This window comes from Streptomyces sp. NBC_00239 (assembly GCF_036194065.1).
Taxonomy (GTDB): Bacteria; Actinomycetota; Actinomycetes; order Streptomycetales; family Streptomycetaceae; genus Streptomyces.
In genome coordinates, this window is record NZ_CP108095.1 from 7455312 (window position 1) to 7471239 (window position 15928).

At 69.6% G+C, this 15928-nt stretch carries 11 protein-coding genes and 1 pseudogene; 6 read left to right on the forward strand and 6 right to left on the reverse strand.

All coding sequences use genetic code 11. The features are described from left to right. Nucleotides 1–10: 10 nt before the first annotated feature. The 3 genes and pseudogenes from OG764_RS32990 to OG764_RS33000 form a co-directional block, all read left to right on the forward strand. Nucleotides 11–3169 (forward strand): helicase-related protein, encoded by a 3159-nt coding sequence (locus OG764_RS32990; protein ID WP_328971993.1) that lies wholly within the window; start codon nucleotides 11–13, stop codon nucleotides 3167–3169. Next, nucleotides 3150–4970 carry a DUF1998 domain-containing protein gene (locus tag OG764_RS32995; protein WP_328971994.1) on the forward strand — a complete coding sequence of 607 codons (1821 nt, stop codon included), beginning with the start codon at nucleotides 3150–3152 and terminating at the stop codon, nucleotides 4968–4970. The genes OG764_RS32990 and OG764_RS32995 overlap by 20 nt, the downstream gene beginning before the upstream one ends. 323 nt (nucleotides 4971–5293) lie before the next feature. Further along, nucleotides 5294–5461: pseudogene (locus OG764_RS33000) on the forward strand (pirin family protein); the annotation flags it as partial. 1064 nt (nucleotides 5462–6525) lie between these two features. Here the strand turns inward: OG764_RS33000 and OG764_RS33005 are convergent. The 3 genes from OG764_RS33005 to OG764_RS41810 all read right to left on the reverse strand — a co-directional run bounded on the left by OG764_RS33005 (nucleotide 6526) and on the right by OG764_RS41810 (nucleotide 9190). Next, nucleotides 6526–8241 carry a SulP family inorganic anion transporter gene (locus tag OG764_RS33005; RefSeq protein ID WP_328971995.1) on the reverse strand — a complete coding sequence of 572 codons (1716 nt, stop codon included), beginning with the start codon at nucleotides 8239–8241 and terminating at the stop codon, nucleotides 6526–6528. Between the two features lie 90 nt (nucleotides 8242–8331). Then, a complete protein-coding gene (locus tag OG764_RS33010; RefSeq protein WP_328971996.1) occupies nucleotides 8332–8802 on the reverse strand; it encodes a pyridoxamine 5'-phosphate oxidase family protein in 471 nt (156 codons plus the stop codon). Nucleotides 8803–8860: 58 nt separating this feature from the next. After that, the gene (locus tag OG764_RS41810) at nucleotides 8861–9190 is read right to left on the reverse strand and encodes an SHOCT domain-containing protein (RefSeq protein ID WP_443056258.1); all 330 of its coding nucleotides are present in this window, start codon (nucleotides 9188–9190) and stop codon (nucleotides 8861–8863) included. A gap of 129 nt (nucleotides 9191–9319) precedes the next feature. Between OG764_RS41810 and OG764_RS33015 the strand changes: the two genes are divergently transcribed. From OG764_RS33015 to OG764_RS33025, 3 genes are all read left to right on the forward strand, one after another. After that, nucleotides 9320–9784 carry a Crp/Fnr family transcriptional regulator gene (locus OG764_RS33015; RefSeq protein ID WP_328971997.1) on the forward strand — a complete coding sequence of 155 codons (465 nt, stop codon included), beginning with the start codon at nucleotides 9320–9322 and terminating at the stop codon, nucleotides 9782–9784. A gap of 26 nt (nucleotides 9785–9810) precedes the next feature. Continuing rightward, nucleotides 9811–10449 (forward strand): CBS domain-containing protein, encoded by a 639-nt coding sequence (locus OG764_RS33020; protein WP_328971998.1) that lies wholly within the window; start codon nucleotides 9811–9813, stop codon nucleotides 10447–10449. A gap of 90 nt (nucleotides 10450–10539) precedes the next feature. Then, the gene (locus OG764_RS33025) at nucleotides 10540–11235 is read left to right on the forward strand and encodes a response regulator transcription factor (RefSeq protein WP_328971999.1); all 696 of its coding nucleotides are present in this window, start codon (nucleotides 10540–10542) and stop codon (nucleotides 11233–11235) included. A gap of 18 nt (nucleotides 11236–11253) precedes the next feature. Here the strand turns inward: OG764_RS33025 and OG764_RS33030 are convergent, their stop codons facing one another. From OG764_RS33030 to OG764_RS33040, 3 genes are all read right to left on the reverse strand, one after another. Continuing rightward, nucleotides 11254–12984, reverse strand: a complete 1731-nt coding sequence (locus tag OG764_RS33030) for a sensor histidine kinase (protein WP_328972000.1) — start codon at nucleotides 12982–12984, stop codon at nucleotides 11254–11256. 79 nt (nucleotides 12985–13063) lie between these two features. After that, nucleotides 13064–13342: a DUF1918 domain-containing protein gene (locus OG764_RS33035; RefSeq protein WP_443056120.1), complete on the reverse strand. Its 279-nt coding sequence runs from the start codon at nucleotides 13340–13342 to the stop codon at nucleotides 13064–13066. A 2-nt stretch (nucleotides 13343–13344) separates the two neighbouring features. Further along, nucleotides 13345–15921 (reverse strand): cation-translocating P-type ATPase, encoded by a 2577-nt coding sequence (locus OG764_RS33040; RefSeq protein WP_328972001.1) that lies wholly within the window; start codon nucleotides 15919–15921, stop codon nucleotides 13345–13347. Between the last annotated feature and the right edge of the window lie 7 nt (nucleotides 15922–15928).

The following is a 15928-nucleotide window of genomic DNA, read 5'->3' on the forward strand; positions in this document are numbered from 1 at the left end:
GGATCTCGCGTTGAAGCACCTCCGTGCGGCCTACCTCGGGCCGGAGGGAGGCGAGGACGAGGTCGTCACCAACCTGCCGGACCGCCAGTACTGCGTCGGGATGCTGTTTCCCGCCGGGTCATTGCTGCCTTCCACGAGGGAGGCACCTGGTGACGAGGAGGTGTCGTCGGACGTGGCCGAGGGAGAGGTCGAGGAAGCCGGCGCGGGGGTGCCGCTCGCGGAGGACTGGCGGCCCTCCTCGGTCGCGATCTCGTTCGTCACGGACCGGGAAACCGTCCTGTGCGACTTCTCGGCCGGCACCTATCGGCGGGTCACCGAGGACGGGCCTCCGCGTTGGCAACGAGTGCCCTTCGCGTGCGCCGGGGTCGAGCTGTCGGCGGATCGACCGCCGCGGGAGTTCCGCGCGGGTGAGGTGTCGTTGGAGCTCGGATCGAGGTGGCGGCCCTACGGCAACGCCCACCTCGTGACGGTGCACGTACGCGTCCAGTCCCCCTCCACCGGCGACGACCGCTCCGACATCGCCCTGATGCTCTTCCAGACAGCGCTCGGCGTGAGGCCCGCGCCCGGGGGGACGATCCGCGAGTACGACGTGACGCGGTCGTTCGACGCGGATCCGGAGTCCGCCGAGCTGCGCCTGCGCTACCGCGACAAGAAGGTGTACGCGGTCGGTCACGGCATGGCGGCGGAGTGGGATGTGTCGGACGGCGTGTGCACGCGTGTCTTCCTCGACCCTGTCCCGGCGTTCGTCGTACCCGCGGTCGAGACCACCGGCTTCCCACCCGGGTCCGCGGCGGCCAAGGCACTTCGCCTCGACCTCCTCGAGCGGATCGACCGGGAACCGGACGAGGTCCTGGCCACGTTGGACGTGTTCGTGGCGGCCTTCGCGGACTGGGTCACCGAACAGGAGGCACAGGCCGAGGGCCACGGCGACGACACCCCGATCGCCAGGGCGATCACCGGCCGGGCGCGTGCCGCCGTGCGGCGCATGGAGGCGGGCGTCGCCCTCCTGCGCGAACCGGAGCAGGACTCCTTGCGGAAGGCCTTCGCGCTCGCCATGGCCGCGATGCGGCTGCAGATGCGCCGGACCGGGATGAAGCACGGTCAGGACCCGGCCGGGGTGACGGAGCCGAGCTGGCGCCCCTTCCAGCTCGGCTTCCTGCTAGTGGCACTCGCCTCGACCGTCGACGACGCGCACGAGGACCGGGAGCTCGTCGACCTGATCTGGTTCCCGACCGGCGGCGGTAAGACGGAGGCCTATCTGGGGCTGGCGGCGATCGAGATCTTCCACCGGCGGATCGTGCACGGCACGGCGGGCGCCGGCACCGCCGTGATCACCCGGTACACGCTCCGCCTCCTGACGTCCCAGCAGTTCCAACGCGCCGCCTCGCTCGTGTGCGCGATGGAGGTCCTGCGGCGCAGCGATCCCAGGGCTGTGGGGATGGCCAGGTTCTCCATCGGCCTGTGGGTCGGCAACGAGGTCACCCCGGCGACCAGGAGAGACGCCAAGAACGCACTCGACCGCCTGTGCAAGGCCTCCCGGCCCAAGGAGGCGAACGAGTTCCAGGTCGAGAGCTGTCCCTGGTGCGACACCCCGATCCTGCCCCAGACCAAGGACCACGACCGGGCCCGGTATGGCTTCCGACTCGTCGGCCGTGACGTAGTCATCCACTGCACGAACACGGAGTGCCCGTTCGCCGACGAACTCCCCGTGGGCGTGGTCGACGAGGTGCTCTACGAGGAACCCCCGACCATCCTGCTGGCCACGGTGGACAAGTTCGCCCGTCTGCAGTTCAAGCCCGAGGCGGGAAGCCTGCTCGGCCTCGACACCATGTTCCGGCAGCCCTCGTTGATCATCCAGGACGAGCTGCACTTGTTGTCGGGACCGCTCGGGACCACGGTCGCCGTGTTCGACGCCGTGATCAAGATGCTGCTGGGCAAGCACGGTTCGCAACCCAAGATCGTCGCCTCGACGGCCACCATCCGTGCGTCGGACGAGCAGGTACGAGGGCTCTACGGGCGCGACGTCGCCCTGTACCCGCCGACCGGGCTCGAAGGGGACCGTACGTTCTTCTCCCGTGCCGTGGATAGCGGCGAGGGCCGCCTGTACGTCGGCCTGATGCCGCAGTCCGTCTCGCAGGTCTCCGCGGTGATTGCCGCGGTCGCCCCCCTCGTCGAGGTCCCCGAGGTGCTTGTCGCCGAAGCCGAGCCCGAGCCCGGGACGGAGGCGAAGCGCGACCCGTACTGGACGGTCGTGATGTACCACAACAGCCTGCGGGAGCTCGGTCGCTCAGGAACCCTCGTGGTCGACGACGTGAACGGGCGCCTGGAGCCCCGGTCGGAGCGCTTGGGCCTTCCGCTGCGTCGGGTGAGGGCCGACCGCGTGCTGGAGCTGACCAGTCGCCGGGGCCCCGAGGAACTCCCCAACGACCTGCGGGAGCTGGGCCGCAGCGTGGACGACGGAGATCGTGCCGTCGATGTCGTCCTGTCCTCCAACATGCTGTCCGTCGGCATCGACGTGCCGCGACTGGCGGTGATGCTCATGGTCGGGCAACCGAAGACGACCTCCGAGTACATCCAGGCCACAAGCCGCGTCGGCCGCGGGAAGAACAACGGCATCGTCACGACCCTGTTCCGTTCGAACCGGGCCCGCGACCGGTCGCACTTCGAGACCTTCCGCGGCTACCACCAGACGCTCTACCGCAACGTCGAACCGACGAGCGTCACCCCCTGGTCGGTGGCTTCCCGGGAGCGATCGTTGGCTGGCGCCCTGGTGGCGCTGGTAAGGCACTCCTTCTCCTCCCTCGCGGACAACGACAGCGCGTCGCGTCTGGACCTGTCCGACGATTTGCTGCGCGGGGCACTCGACGGCCTGGTCGTCGGCTTCGTCGGCCGGGTGGCCCGCTCCGAGGAAGTGGAGGCCGAGGAGACCGAGACGGAGGTGTGGCGGCTCCTGCACGACTGGGACCGCCGTGCCCGTCTCGCACGCGAGGCCGGGGCCGTCCTGTCCTACGACCGCAGGAAGTCGGACGACGCGGCGCTGCTGAAGCGGTTCGGTCAGCCCGGGGAGGGATGGCTCGTCGGCGACTCGATGCGATCCGTCGAGCCGAATGTCGCCGTACAGGTGCGTGAGCCGATGGAAGGAGGCAACCGTGGAGCGGATTCTGCATGATCTGCGGCTGTCGGAGACCCTGTCACCCTTCGGTGTTGGGGCGATCGTCGACGTGCTCGGGGAGTCTCTGATCGCACCCGACACCTCGTGGTGGGACCACAAGTACTCCCGCGAGATCAGTTGTGAGCGACTCTTGTCGCGGCTCGGCCCAGGCGTCCTGCGACAGGCGCCGGCTCATTCGGGGCACGCCGCCAAGGAGACCCCGCACCTGCTGTACTGGCGCTTCCCCGCCTGGCGGTTCTGCGAGCGGTGCACGAAGCTCTCGCAGCTGACCGGCAGAGACAAGGGGCGTTGGAAGAACAGCTGTGGGTGCGGCGGGGCCCTCGTACCCATGCGCTACGTTGCCGTGTGCCAGAAGGGCAGCCACATCCAGGACGTCCCCTGGTTCAAATGGGCCCACCGCGGCAACGACGCGGGCGTCACCGAGGCCGTGCGGTTCTGCCGCGCCTACAAGGAACTGCACTTCGAGCGCTCGTCCCGTCGCGGAGAGGGACTGGGGGCGCTCAGCGTCCACTGCACCGGATGCAACCGCTCCCGCCCGCTCTCCGAGCTGGTCGGGAAGGACTCGCTGCACCGGGATGGCATCCGGTGCGACGGCACGCAGCCATGGGAGGAGCCGAAGCCAGGGCAGATCTGCGAGCACCGCCTGGTCGCCGTGCAGCGAGGCGCGACCGGCAACTACATGGCCGATCACAAGTCGGCCCTCGACATTCCGGAGGAGCGCCCAAGGGCCGATCGGACGACGGACCTGATCCGCGGCCATGTCTATTTCGAGAAGGTCGTGGCCGACAACGGTGGTCCGCAGGCGGAGATGGTCGCCGGATGGATCGCGGACGAGATCGAAGGGGTCTCGGCGGACGACGTCCTGGCTCTTGCGGCCCGTGGCGACAAGCCTGACGAGGAGGCTGTGTTCCTCGACCTCAAGGACGGGGAATGGGCAGCGTTCCTCACGAAACTCGACAGTGGCAGGGACCCTGGTGTCGGTGACTTCGTCGTCGACGGCTGGCGGGTGTCCGAGGCACAGGGTCGGCCTTCGGCCCTCACGAGCCGCCTCGTTTCCGTGGGGCAGGTGCGTCGTGTCCGCGAGGTTAGGGCACTTCTCGGTTTCCGGCGTCACGACGCCGACGCGGACCTAGTGAGGGCCGACCTCGGCCGTGACAAGAAGCGCAAACCCGTCTATCCGGCCGTCGAGCTGTACGGCGAGGGGATCTTCTTCCGGTTCGACGAGGAACGCATCTCCGAGTGGGAAGTCCTGCCCGAGGTCCGCAAGCGAGCCGCGATCCTGGCAGGGCGTCGTGACGCCACTCCGTGGGCGCAGCGCCTGGACGTCCCGGAGCCGCGTTTCGTCGCGCTCCACACGCTCTCCCACCTGCTGATCCGCAGGCTCGCCTTCGCGAGCGGGTACTCGTCGGCAGCTCTCCAGGAGCGTATCTACGCCAATTCGGGGAGGCCGGACCGTACGGCCGGCATCCTCATCTACACGGCGGCGGGGGATGCGCAGGGGACCCTCGGCGGTCTCGTCCGGTTGGGTGCGCCGGACAAGGTCCTGCCGCTGATGCTGGCCGCGTTGAGTGACGGCGACGTCTGCTCCAACGATCCGGTCTGCATCGAGAGCGATCGGCAGGGCTCTTCGCAGCTCAACCTGTCGGCCTGTCACGGGTGCGCCCTTGTCAGCGAGACGTCCTGCGAGACGGGAAACCGTCTGCTGGACCGGCAGCTCCTCCTCGGAGGGAGGAACGTGCCCGGCTTCCTGGAGCATGCGCTCGACCAGGTCCGGTCGTGGACGGGCTCGACCACCTGAGCTGCCTGTTGTCGTTCGGCGTCTTTTGCGGCCCGCTTCTCCTGGTAGATCTTGGTGAGGCGGGCGATCGCCTTGTCCTGGGTGGGGAAGCCGGCTTCCTCCGTCTGCTTACCGGCCGAGCTGCGGTAGCGGATCTTGTACTCGTGCGGGCACTTCGACCAGCGGGGCCGCGGGTGCTAGCAGTCCTTGTAGAAGGTGCCCATGCCGAGGGGGAGCGACTTCGTTGCCATGCGGTGCGGGACTCCTCGGGCGCCAATGCTGACCTTTTGCTGACGCCGGAGGGTCCACCACGTTCCTGACCTGCACGAAGACGGATATCTCGTGTTACGTTCTGGAACTGGATCGGGCGGTCACACGAGGATATCGCGCAGGCCCGCGAAGACTGGATGAACGGGACGAGGTTCGGTGAGGTGAAGGGCTACGACGGCGCTCCGATTCCGGCCCCCGAGCTGCCTCCGACACACCTGAAACCGCGTGGTCGGGCACGCTGAGCTGCGGAAATATTGAACCGTGCAGAGGTGTCGTGATCGCGGTTAAGCGTTCCGTTTGTTGGTGTCGCCTGAGCGTCGATCGCGACTCCCGCCGGGCCTTGAGGGGTGCGGGCGCCCGTCCCGTCTGTGGGCGCCCGCGGGAGGCCGTTTGTCTTTGAATGCTGACCCTTTGCTGACTTTTCTGATTGAGCGTCAAGAGTGTGATCCCCCAGCTCGTGACACCTGGTCGGCGCTCTGGCGTGTCGTCGATCGTAGGGTCTCTGTTGTTCGGCGCTGACCCGAGGGCAGCGGCGCTGGGTGTGCTCGGTGGGTGGGCGAGCAGCTAAACGATTGGCTCGGTGGCTCGTGGGGAATCCACAGGCCGGTCTTGAGCCTCAACGGCGACAACGTCGATGTCGACCGCCCGACAGGTGAAGGCCAAAGATGTCCGGATCGAGCCGCCGGGCAACGGGAGCCGCGGGTCGGAGAGGCTCGTGGTTCGTCGCCCGTCCCCCGAATCCTCACCCCTGGAGGCTGCGCCGCTCGCCCCGTTTATGGAGCGTGCACCGGTTCATTGGGAGCCGATGGCCCTGTCGTCGTCGCGACCTTCCGTGCTGTCTGGCGCGCCTTCATCGCGCAGGATCGCGACCCGGCGTTCCGCATGTCGGATCTTCAACGGCAGGCGGCTTGTGCAGCAGCGGGCATGTTCCTCGATGCGCAGCCGCACCAGAATTGGACGTGCGCTCGCAGGCGGCGGCGCATCGCCGCAACTTCTGGAGGATGCCGCTGGACGCGGGGGAGCTTGCCGATGAGCCCTGCCCCGGCCCGCACGGCGGGGCGGCAACGGGCGAGTCCGGGCAAGGTGCCGTCGGGGTGGCGCAACGGCCAGGGTCTGCTGGTAGCTGGGGCGGTCCGGAGACCGCGCCAGCCCGTGAACGGCCCGGATCTTGGTCCATGCCCGTACTGCTTCTCGGGCTGCTTGGAGGGAACGGTGTGGAGCTACCACTGACCGGCGAGCGTCAGAAGCATCGTCCACGTGTCGGCACCGCAGTGGGTTGACGGTGGTCGTGGCGCGACAGTTGCGCTCAGGTTCCTGGTTCGGCTGGATGGCTGCTGCCCGCGGCGCGTTGCCAGCTCCGGTAGGCGGCAACGGCTGTGGGGAGCGTGGGGAAGATGCGCTCCGGGCCGATCTTCGCTGTCATGCCGTAGGCGTCGAGGGGGCGGCGCAGGTCCTGCTTGACGCGGGCGAGGGCGAAGACGATGTCCCGGTGGGTGAGTTCGGAGCGCAGGGCCTCGACGGCGTCGAGGGCGGTGATGTCGACCTCGACGTTGGCCTCGGTGTTCAGGACGAACCAGTGCACAGGTTCGTCCTGGACCGCCACCGAGGCCAGCGCCCGGCGGCGGAAGTCCTCGGCGTTCGCGAAGAACAACGGTGAGTCGTAGCGGTAGATGAGGAGGCCGGGGATGGTGCGCGCGCTCGGATAGTCGTCGACGTCGTGCATGCCGGCCAGGCCCGGGACGATTCCCTCGACGGCGTCGTGGGGTCGGGCGACCCGCGTGAGGAGTTCGGCGACGGACAGCGCCACGGCGAGGAGCACGCCGTACAGGATGCCGAGGGCGAGGACGCCGAGTCCGCAGCCGAGGGCGAGCAGGAACTCCCGGCGTCGGAAGGCTGCCAGCCTGCGGAATTCGCTCACCTCGACGAGGCGCAGGGCGGCATAGACGACGATGGCGCCGAGGGCGGCGGAGGGGGTGTGGGCGAGCACCGGGCCGAGGAAGAGGAGGACGCCGGCCACGCAGGCGGCGCCGACGAGGGAGTACACCTGGGTACGGGCTCCCGAGGAGTCCGCGAGGGCGGTGCGGCTGGCGCTGCTGCTGACCGGGAAGCCGTGCAGGACTCCGGCGCCGAGGTTCGCCGTGCCGAGGGCCAGCAGCTCGCGGTTGGCGTCCAGGGGGTGTGGGTCGTCGTGCCGGGCGAAGGCGCGTGCGGTCAGGACCACGTCGGTGTAGCCGACGAGCAGAACGCCGAGAGCCGGGAGCACCAGGTCGGTGAGGTCAGCCAGCCGGGGCAGGGCGAACCCCGGCAAGCCGGTCGGGATCGCGTCGATGACGTCGATCCCCTGGTCCTCGTCCAGTGCGAAGACCGTCACCACCGCTGTGGCGAGAACGAGGACAACGAGTGGTCCCGGCAGAGCACGCCACAGCAGAGGCAGGGTGAACAGAAGGAGCAGGCAGCCCGCGGCCATGACGGTCGTGGGCCAGTGCAGGTCGCCGATGTGCCGGAGGAACGAGAAGAGCTGGGGGAAGAACCCCGATCCGCCGCCGCTGGTCCCGGTGAGGCGGGGCAGCTGATCCACGATCATGATGAAGGCGACTCCAGCCAGGTAGCCGACTAGCACGGGCCTGGAGAGAAGGTCGGCCAGGAAGCCGAGCCGGACGGCCCACGCGACCAGACAGAGCAGGCCGACGGCGAGGGCCAGGGCTGCGGCGAGCGCCGCGTAGCGCGTGGGGTCGCCGGCTGCGAGCGGCCCGACGGCCACGGCGGTCATGAGGGCGGTGGTCGACTCCGGTCCGACGGACAGCAGGCGCGAGGTGCCGCTCACGGCATACAGGACCATGGCCGGCAGGACGGCCCACAGGCCGACGACCGGGGGAAGACCTGCCACGCCCGCGTAGGCCATGACCTGGGGGACCAGGTAGGCGGCGACCGTGATCCCGGCCAGGACGTCGCCGCGTATCCAGTTACTCCGGTAGCCACGGAAGGCGGGCGGGATCGCAGCGATCCGTTCGTGCTTCGGCATGGCACCTCCGGAACTCCATGCGGGCCTGTGCCTCACCATGGTGCCGGGCGGGGGGCTGCAAGGAGGTGAAGCGCGCGAGTGGGCCGACCTCTACGGGCTGCCCTCACGCAGCCGGAAGCCGGTGATCAGGTCGGGCCTGATACGGATGGCGCCCGATGCGGTGCCCTCGACCCAAGGCTGCAGGAGGTGCGCGTAGCGCTCGATCTCGCTGGAGGCGGTGACGGCGGTGGCGTAGCCGGTGGCTACCACGCTCCACCCCAAGTGCGCGCCTTGATCGAAGACGTCGGCTTCGTACGCGACGACTACACCCGCATCTGCCTGAGCTGCGAGCAAGGCCCCCAGCGTCGAGCCGTCCTGGACCCGGACGATGATGTCGCCTGCGTCGAGAAGGTGGTTGACGGGGCGCACCGCGGGCAGCGCGTGACGGGTGAACACGATCCGGCCCAATTCGACCGTGCCCAGCAGCCGCAGCGCCTCGTCAGCGCTGAGCTCTTCCATCTGCCGTCTCGGCATGCTGACGGAAGGCGAGCTGGTGATCGTACCGGCCGGGTCGCTCTTCATCGTGGGCATCCTCGGTCAAGCGGGCGGGACGCCGGTGCCCTTGCCCGCTGTCGGCTTCTCAAAGGGGCGCGGGCCCAGGGGCGTGGCTTCGCAGCACCGCAAGCCGCCGGCTGTACTCCTCGTCGTCGATCTCGCCTCTGGCGAATCGTTCCGCGAGAAGCCTCTCGGCCCCCCTGTCGGAGGCTGCGTACGGCGCGGCTGTTGTGCGCCCGTCCGCACCATCTCGCCTGAGAGCGCGGACCACGAGGACGGTTGCTGCGACGATCAGAGTCCAGACGATCAGCGTGGTGAGGGACATGGCGAACCAGCCCCAAGCCCCCATGCCATGGCCGTTCCAGTACATCGCGCACCTGCCAGGTGGACGGGTCGACGGCCGCGAGCCGGCCATCTGATGCAAGGATCTCTGGCTGCGCCGTCCCCGGCATGGGCCGGTCGGCCCATAGACGGGACCGGAGGGCCCATGCCCGAGCCGGCGGGAACACCAAGACTGAAGACGGACTCGAACAGGAGGCCGTTCATGAGTACCCCTTCACCCACCCGTATCTCCGAGGCCTTGCCCGCCGACTGCCGTTCCCGTCTGATGGAACTGGCCCGGGAGGTCAACTTCGACGAGGGGACCCGACTCTTTCGCGAGGGTGGCCACGCCGATCGGTTCTGGATCGTCAGGTCCGGCACCGTGACCTTGGACGTCCACGTGCCCGGGCGGCGCGCCGCCGTCATCGAGAGCCTCGGCGCCGGCCAGCTGGTCGGCTGCTCGTGGCTCTTCAAGCCCTACTCCTGGCGCCTGGGCGCCGAGGCGATGACGCCCGTCCGTGCGTACGAGTTCGACGCGGAGCGCGTACGGACGCTGATGGACGCCGACGCCGCCTTCGGCTCTGCCCTGGGCCACTGGGTCGGGCAGGTCCTCGCCAACCGGCTGCAGGCCGCCCGCGTGCGCCTTCTCGACCTGTACGCGCCCTACGGCAGCGGCAGCTTCCTTTGATCGTCCGTACCGCAAAGGAGCCGGCCATGCCCGCATCCCGCTACACCGTCAGTGACGTCATGACGCACACGGCCGTCGCCATCGGCCGCGAGGCGTCCTACAAGGAGATCGTCGAGCTGATGAACCAGTGGAAGGTCAGCGCGGTTCCCGTCCTGGAAGGCGAGGGCCGCGTCGTCGGAGTCGTCTCCGAGGCCGACCTGCTGCCGAAGGAGGAGTTCCGGCGTACGGACCCCGCGCTGCCCGAGCAGCTGGAGGAAGCGTCGAAGGCCGGAGCGGTTCTGGCCGAGGAGCTCATGTCGAGCCCGGCGATCACCGTGCACCCCGACGCGCCCGTCGCCGAAGCTGCAAGGATCATGGCGCGCAAGCACGTCAAGCGCCTGCCCGTGGTGAACGCGCTCGGGATGCTGGAGGGTGTGGTCAGCCGCAGCGACCTCTTGAAGGTGTTCCTGCGGCCCGACGAGGAGCTCGAGGAGGAGATCCGCCAGACCGTGCTCACCGAACTGGCACCCGGTGTGACCTTGGAATTCGTCGTACAAGACGGCGTCGTCACTCTTCGCGGCCCGCTGCGGGATCGGGCCTTGGTCCCCCTGCTCGCACGGGCGATCCGCGCGGTCGAGGGCGTCGTGGACGTCCGGATGGAGCTGGAAAGCACCATCACTGCCTAGCGAGCCTGCTCGTCGGTCACGGGTGCATTGTGCGTCTTCCTGAGATAATTCGGAGGGAAACGCACAGCACGGACCGAGCCAGGGGCGATCATGTCCGAGGATCCGAACACGTCCGCGGGGGCGCCTATCAAGGTGTTCCTCCTCGATGACCACGAGGTGGTCCGTCGCGGGCTGCGGGACCTCCTGGACGCAGAGCCGGACATCACGGTCGTAGGCGAAGCCGGAACGGCCGAGCAGGCGCTCGCCCGCGGGCCGGCGCTCCGTCCGGACGTCGCCGTACTCGACGTGCGGCTACCCGACAGTGACGGCATCACCGTCTGCCGCGAGCTGCGCTCACGCATGCCGGGCCTGGCCTGTTTGATGCTGACCTCGTTCGACGACGAGGACGCCCTCTTGGACGCGATCATGGCAGGGGCTTCCGGCTACGTCCTGAAGCAGATCAAGGGCTCCGATCTGGTCTCGGCCGTACGCACGGTCGCCACCGGACAGTCCATGCTGGACCCTGCAACCACCGCCCGCCTGATGCACTCCCTGCGCGACCCGCTAACGGCGAAGGCACCGGAGGACGCCCGCCTGGCCGCTCTGTCCGAACGGGAGCGTGCCGTCCTGGAGCTCATCGGCGAGGGCCTCACGAATCGGCAGATCGCCAAGCAGCTCTACCTGTCCGAGAAGACGGTCAAGAACCACATCTCACGGCTCCTGGGCAAGCTCGGAGTGGAGCGGCGGGTCCAGGCGGCCGTGATCGCCGCCCAAGTGCGCGAGCACGATGCCGGGACGGCGAAGTAGGCAGGAACCCGGCGACGGTCAGCGCGGTGGCGGGACCAGAGGTACCTGCCACTCCAGGCGAGTGCCCCGCTCCCCATCGCGCCGCGCCGCGGCCTCCATCTGGCCGCTGAGCCGTTCGGCACGCTCGGCCAGGTTCCGAAGTCCGCTGCGGCGACCGCCTGCGGGCAGGCCGACGCCGTTATCGGTCACGGTGACCGTCAGGTTCCCGTCGGCCGCAACGATCGAGACCTCCGCCCGCGTCGCCTCGGCATGGCGGGCGACGTTGCTGAGAGCTTCCCCCACCACAGCGAGGGCCTCGTCCGCGACGGTCGACGGTACGTCCGTGTCGATCAGCCCCTCCACCCGCAGAGCCGGGGCGAAGCCAAGGGCCGCCGAGGCCTCATCCAGGGCCTTGACCAGACGGGAGCGCATCTTGTTCGCCTCACCCGGGGCCTCGTGCTCGCGCAGGCCGAAGATGGTCGATCGGATGATCTTGATGGTGACGTCCAGGTCGTCAACGGCCCGCGCGAGGCGTTCGGACGCCTGGGGGTGGTCGACGAAGCGCTGCGCGCTCTGGAGGGTCATGCCGGTGGCGAAAAGGCGCTGGATGGCCAGGTCGTGCAGGTCGCGGGCGATGCGGTCGTGGTCCTCCAGCAGGTTCATCTGCTCGGCGTCGTGGCGCCGGTCGGCGAGCTCCAACGCGAGGGCGGCCTGGCCTGCGAACCCCGGAAGCGCGGCGACTTCGGCGGTGGCGAACACGGGGCGGCCGTGCTTGCGAGCCAAAATCAGGACGCCGCTCAGTTTTTCCTTGGTGCCGACGGTGACGGCGGCCGCCGGGCCGAAGCCCGTCCACCTCTCCGGTTGCACGGTGACGCGCTCGTCGGTCGCCACGTCGGGGACCGTGATGAGGCCGTCGCGGGCCAGGGCGGCCTCCGCGAGAGTGCCCTGGGTACTGGGCAGGACGATCCCGCAGTGTGCCTCTGCTCCCTCCCCGAAGGCGAGGGAGCCTCGCAGTTCACCGGAGGACCCGAGCAGGTAGAAGACGCCCATATCGGCGCTGGCGATGTCCTTGGCCCGCTCCAGCATGCCTTCGAGGACCTCCTCCTCGGGCGCTCCGGAGAGCAGGGCGCTGGTGACGTCGGAACTCGCCTCCAGCCAGCGCTCACGCAACCGGACCTCCTCGAAGAGCCGGGCGTTCTCGATGGCGATGCCGGCCGCGACGGCAAGGGTGGACAGGACCGCCTCGTCCTCGGCGTCGAACTCTGCTCCGCCGCGCTTCTCGGTCAGATAGAGGTTGCCGAAGACCTCCTCGCGGACCCGGATCGGGACACCGAGGAAGGAGTGCATCGGCGGGTGGTGGTCCGGGAACCCGTACGAAGCCGGGTGCTTGGACAGCTCCGACAGCCGCAGCGGCTCGGGATGGCGGATCAGCTCGCCGAGGATGCCGTGGCCGGAGGGCAAGTCTCCGATCTGTGCGCGGAGGTCGTCGCTGATGCCGACGGGAAGGAACTCGGCCAGCTTTTTGTCGTTCCCGATGACGCCGAGAGCCCCATATTCGGCGTCCACGAGCACCACGGCAGCCTCGACGATCCCGCGCAGCACCTGCGGCAGGTCAAGCTCCCGGCCCACGGACATGACGGCCTCAAGCAGACCGTTCAGCCGATCTCGCGTGCCTCTGACCTCGTCGATCCGTACCTGCAGCTCATCCAGCAGTTCGTCGAGCCGCAGTCGAGGAACACCGCTCCGGGTGGGCTGTTCCCCTGCGCTCATGCCCACCTCCGGCCGGAAGTGATGGCGAGACGGCCATCGCTTCCACGGTATCTCCGGCCGGATGGCTCGGCCTTCCCACTCAGGGGGAGGTCATTGCACCATTCGGGCTCTCCTCGTGCCCGGGCGTACCGGTTTCGTCGTGCAGATGCCGGACGTGGGCGTCCGGGCCGGGGAAGAACACGCTGGTACGACCTGTGTCCGACCAGCGCACGTCGTACGGCGGGGTGCCGTCCTCGTGGTGCAGGGCGATGACTTCTCCGTCCCGGCCCGGCGTTCCGACGGTGGGGCCGCCCACGACGATCTGGTCGCCCACCTCGGCGTGGATCCCGTGTCCGTGGGACAGCGGATTCGCGTTCATGTTCATGCCTTTCTGTGGAATGCGCCTCTCAGGAGCCGGGCAGCGACGAATGCCGCGAGGGCTGCCGCGGCGGCGAGCCCGGTGCCGGCCCAGCCCACCGGCTGGGTGTCCAGCAGCGACTGCAGAGCGGGAACGTGCAGGGCAGCCATCGCAAGGAGGGCGGAGGCCGCCACGGAGGCGGGGAGGAAGAGGTTCTGGGTGGTGAGCAGCCTGGCCCTCAGACCCAGGGCCACGCCCAGCTGAGCCCCGAGCAGAGACAGGAAGAGCACGCTCTGCCAGGGCAGGCCCATGGCGCGCGCGCCGATACCGGCGATCAGGCTGAACGCTGTCACGGCGATGGCGAGGACGAGAAGGCGTTGCCACACGCCTGCGGCCAGGATGTGCTGTCCGGGCGGCCTGGGCGGGCGCCGCATGACCTCCGGCGCGGCCGGTTCGGCGCCCATGGCCACGCCGGTCAGGCCGTGGGTGAGGAGGTTGATCCACAGGATCTGCCCCGCCCGAAGAGGGAGGGCGAGGCCGAGCAGGGGACCGGCCAGCATCACGAGGATCTCGGCGGTTCCGCCGGCCATGGCGTAGACGAGGAAGCGCCGGATGTTGTCGTAGACGCGGCGGCCTTCCTCGACGGCCGTGACCACGGTGGAGAGCTCGTCGTCCGTGAGGACGAGGTCGGCGGCCTGGCGGGCCACCTCGGTACCGCGCGCGCCCATGGCGACGCCGATGTCGGCCTGGCGGAGGGCGGGACCGTCGTTGACGCCGTCCCCGGTCATGGCGGTCACGGCGCCGCGGGCGCGCCAGGCGTGGACGATGTCCAGCTTCTGCTGTGGATCGGTCCGGGCGAAGACGCGTACCTCGGTGAGGTCGGTGTCCGGTGCTGCGGCCAGCTCGGGTCCGGTGACGACCGCATCGGCTGGACCGTCCTCGACGAGGCCGATGCGTACGGCTATGGCGTGGGCCGTCGCGGGGTGGTCGCCGGTGATCATGACCGGGGTGATGCCGGCGGCGCGGCAGGCTGCCAAGGTGGCCGCGGCTGCCTCTTTCGGCGGATCGCTGATGGCGATCAGGCCGAGAAGGCTCAGGCCGTGTTCCGCCTCGGCGGCGGGCAGGCTCCACTGGAGCCGTTCGGCGCCTGCCACCGCCAGGACCCTGAATCCGTGCGCGGCCAGCTCGGCGGCCTGTCGGCGGGCCTGGTCCAAGACCTCGGGCGGCTCGGCGAGCACCGCGGGCGCCAGGACGGTCTCCGGCGCTCCCTTGAGGCAGACCAGGACGTTGCCGTCGGGCAGGTGGTGCAGGGTGGTCATCCGTTTGCGCAGGCTGTCGAAGGGGGCTTCTCCGATCCGAGGGCAGGCCTGGTGCAGATCGGCGGGGTCGGGGCAGTCGGCCTTGGCAGCCGCTGCAAGCAGTGCGGCCTCCATGGGATCGCCCACGGCAGTCCACGCGCCGGAACCGCTCTGGGGCGGTTTCAGGCTCGCGTCGTTGCACAGGGCTGCCGTGGTGAGCAATTCCTGGAGCGGGCGGAGCCGCTCGGGTGTCAGGGAGCGTTCGGCGCGGGTCAGGTTTCCGTGGGGTTCGTATCCGCTGCCGGATACGTCCGCGGTTCCCGACGGCGTCCACACGTGCTGGACGACCATGCGGCCCTCGGTGAGGGTTCCGGTTTTGTCGGTGGCGAGCACGCTCACCGATCCGAGCGTCTCTACCGCCGGCAGGCGTCGGACCAGGGCGCCCCGGGCCGCCATGCGGCGGGCTCCGAGGGCGAGGGCGAGGGTGACCACGGCGGGCAGGGACTCGGGCACCGCGGCGACGGCCAGGCTGATGGCGGTGACCGCCATCGTGCTCACGCCGAGGCCGCGGACGAGGCCCAGGGCGAAGAACAGCACGCACAAGGCGAGGGTGACGGCGGCCAGAACGCGGCCGAGGGAGGCGAGGCGGCGCTGGAGCGGTGTCGGCTCGTGGCCCCCGTCGAGGAGGACTGCGATCCGGCCGAGGGCGCTGGCGGATCCTGTGGCGGTGGCGGTCGCGACACCCCGCCCCCGCACCACGACGGTGCCGGCGCTGACCGTGTCACCCGTGGCCTTGGCGACGGGTTCCGATTCGCCGGTGAGCATGGACTCGTCCATCAGGAGGGCGGACGCCTCGGCGAGATCGGCATCTGCGGCGACGATGTCTCCCTCCCCGAGCAGCAGGCTGTCACCCGGCACCACGAGCGCTGCCGACACCTCGTAGGCCGCGCCGTCACGCCGTACCCGGGCGTGGGGGACCGAGAGAGCGGAGAGCGCGGCGACCGCGCGGTCCGCCCGGACCTCCTGGGCTACTCCCACCGTCGTGTTGAAGACGACCACCAGTCCGATGACGACGGCGTCCGGGTGGTCGCCGATCGCGATGGTCAGGAGTGCGGCACCGAGCAGCACCATGATCAGCGGATCGCGCAGCTGGGCCAGTACCCGGCGGTGGAGGGGCGTAGGCCGCGGGGGTGCCACCTCGTTGCGGCCGTACCGGGCCAGTCGGCGTTCGGCTTCGGCCTGCGTCAGCCCCGCCGGAGTGGAGGAGCCGGCGGACGGCATTTCGATCGCGCGGCTGGTCATGGCGGGT

Coding starts and splice junctions, on each gene's coding strand:
- OG764_RS33010 (WP_328971996.1), bottom strand. CDS start 8,802: ATGAAGAGCGACCCGGCCGGTACGATCACCAGCTCGCCTTCCGTCAGC.
- OG764_RS33035 (WP_443056120.1), bottom strand. CDS start 13,342: ATGAACGCGAATCCGCTGTCCCACGGACACGGGATCCACGCCGAGGTG.
- OG764_RS33030 (WP_328972000.1), bottom strand. CDS start 12,984: ATGAGCGCAGGGGAACAGCCCACCCGGAGCGGTGTTCCTCGACTGCGG.
- OG764_RS33040 (WP_328972001.1), bottom strand. CDS start 15,921: ATGACCAGCCGCGCGATCGAAATGCCGTCCGCCGGCTCCTCCACTCCG.
- OG764_RS41810 (WP_443056258.1), bottom strand. CDS start 9,190: ATGGCCGGCTCGCGGCCGTCGACCCGTCCACCTGGCAGGTGCGCGATG.
- OG764_RS33005 (WP_328971995.1), bottom strand. CDS start 8,241: ATGCCGAAGCACGAACGGATCGCTGCGATCCCGCCCGCCTTCCGTGGC.
- OG764_RS33020 (WP_328971998.1), top strand. CDS start 9,811: ATGCCCGCATCCCGCTACACCGTCAGTGACGTCATGACGCACACGGCC.
- OG764_RS33025 (WP_328971999.1), top strand. CDS start 10,540: ATGTCCGAGGATCCGAACACGTCCGCGGGGGCGCCTATCAAGGTGTTC.
- OG764_RS33015 (WP_328971997.1), top strand. CDS start 9,320: ATGAGTACCCCTTCACCCACCCGTATCTCCGAGGCCTTGCCCGCCGAC.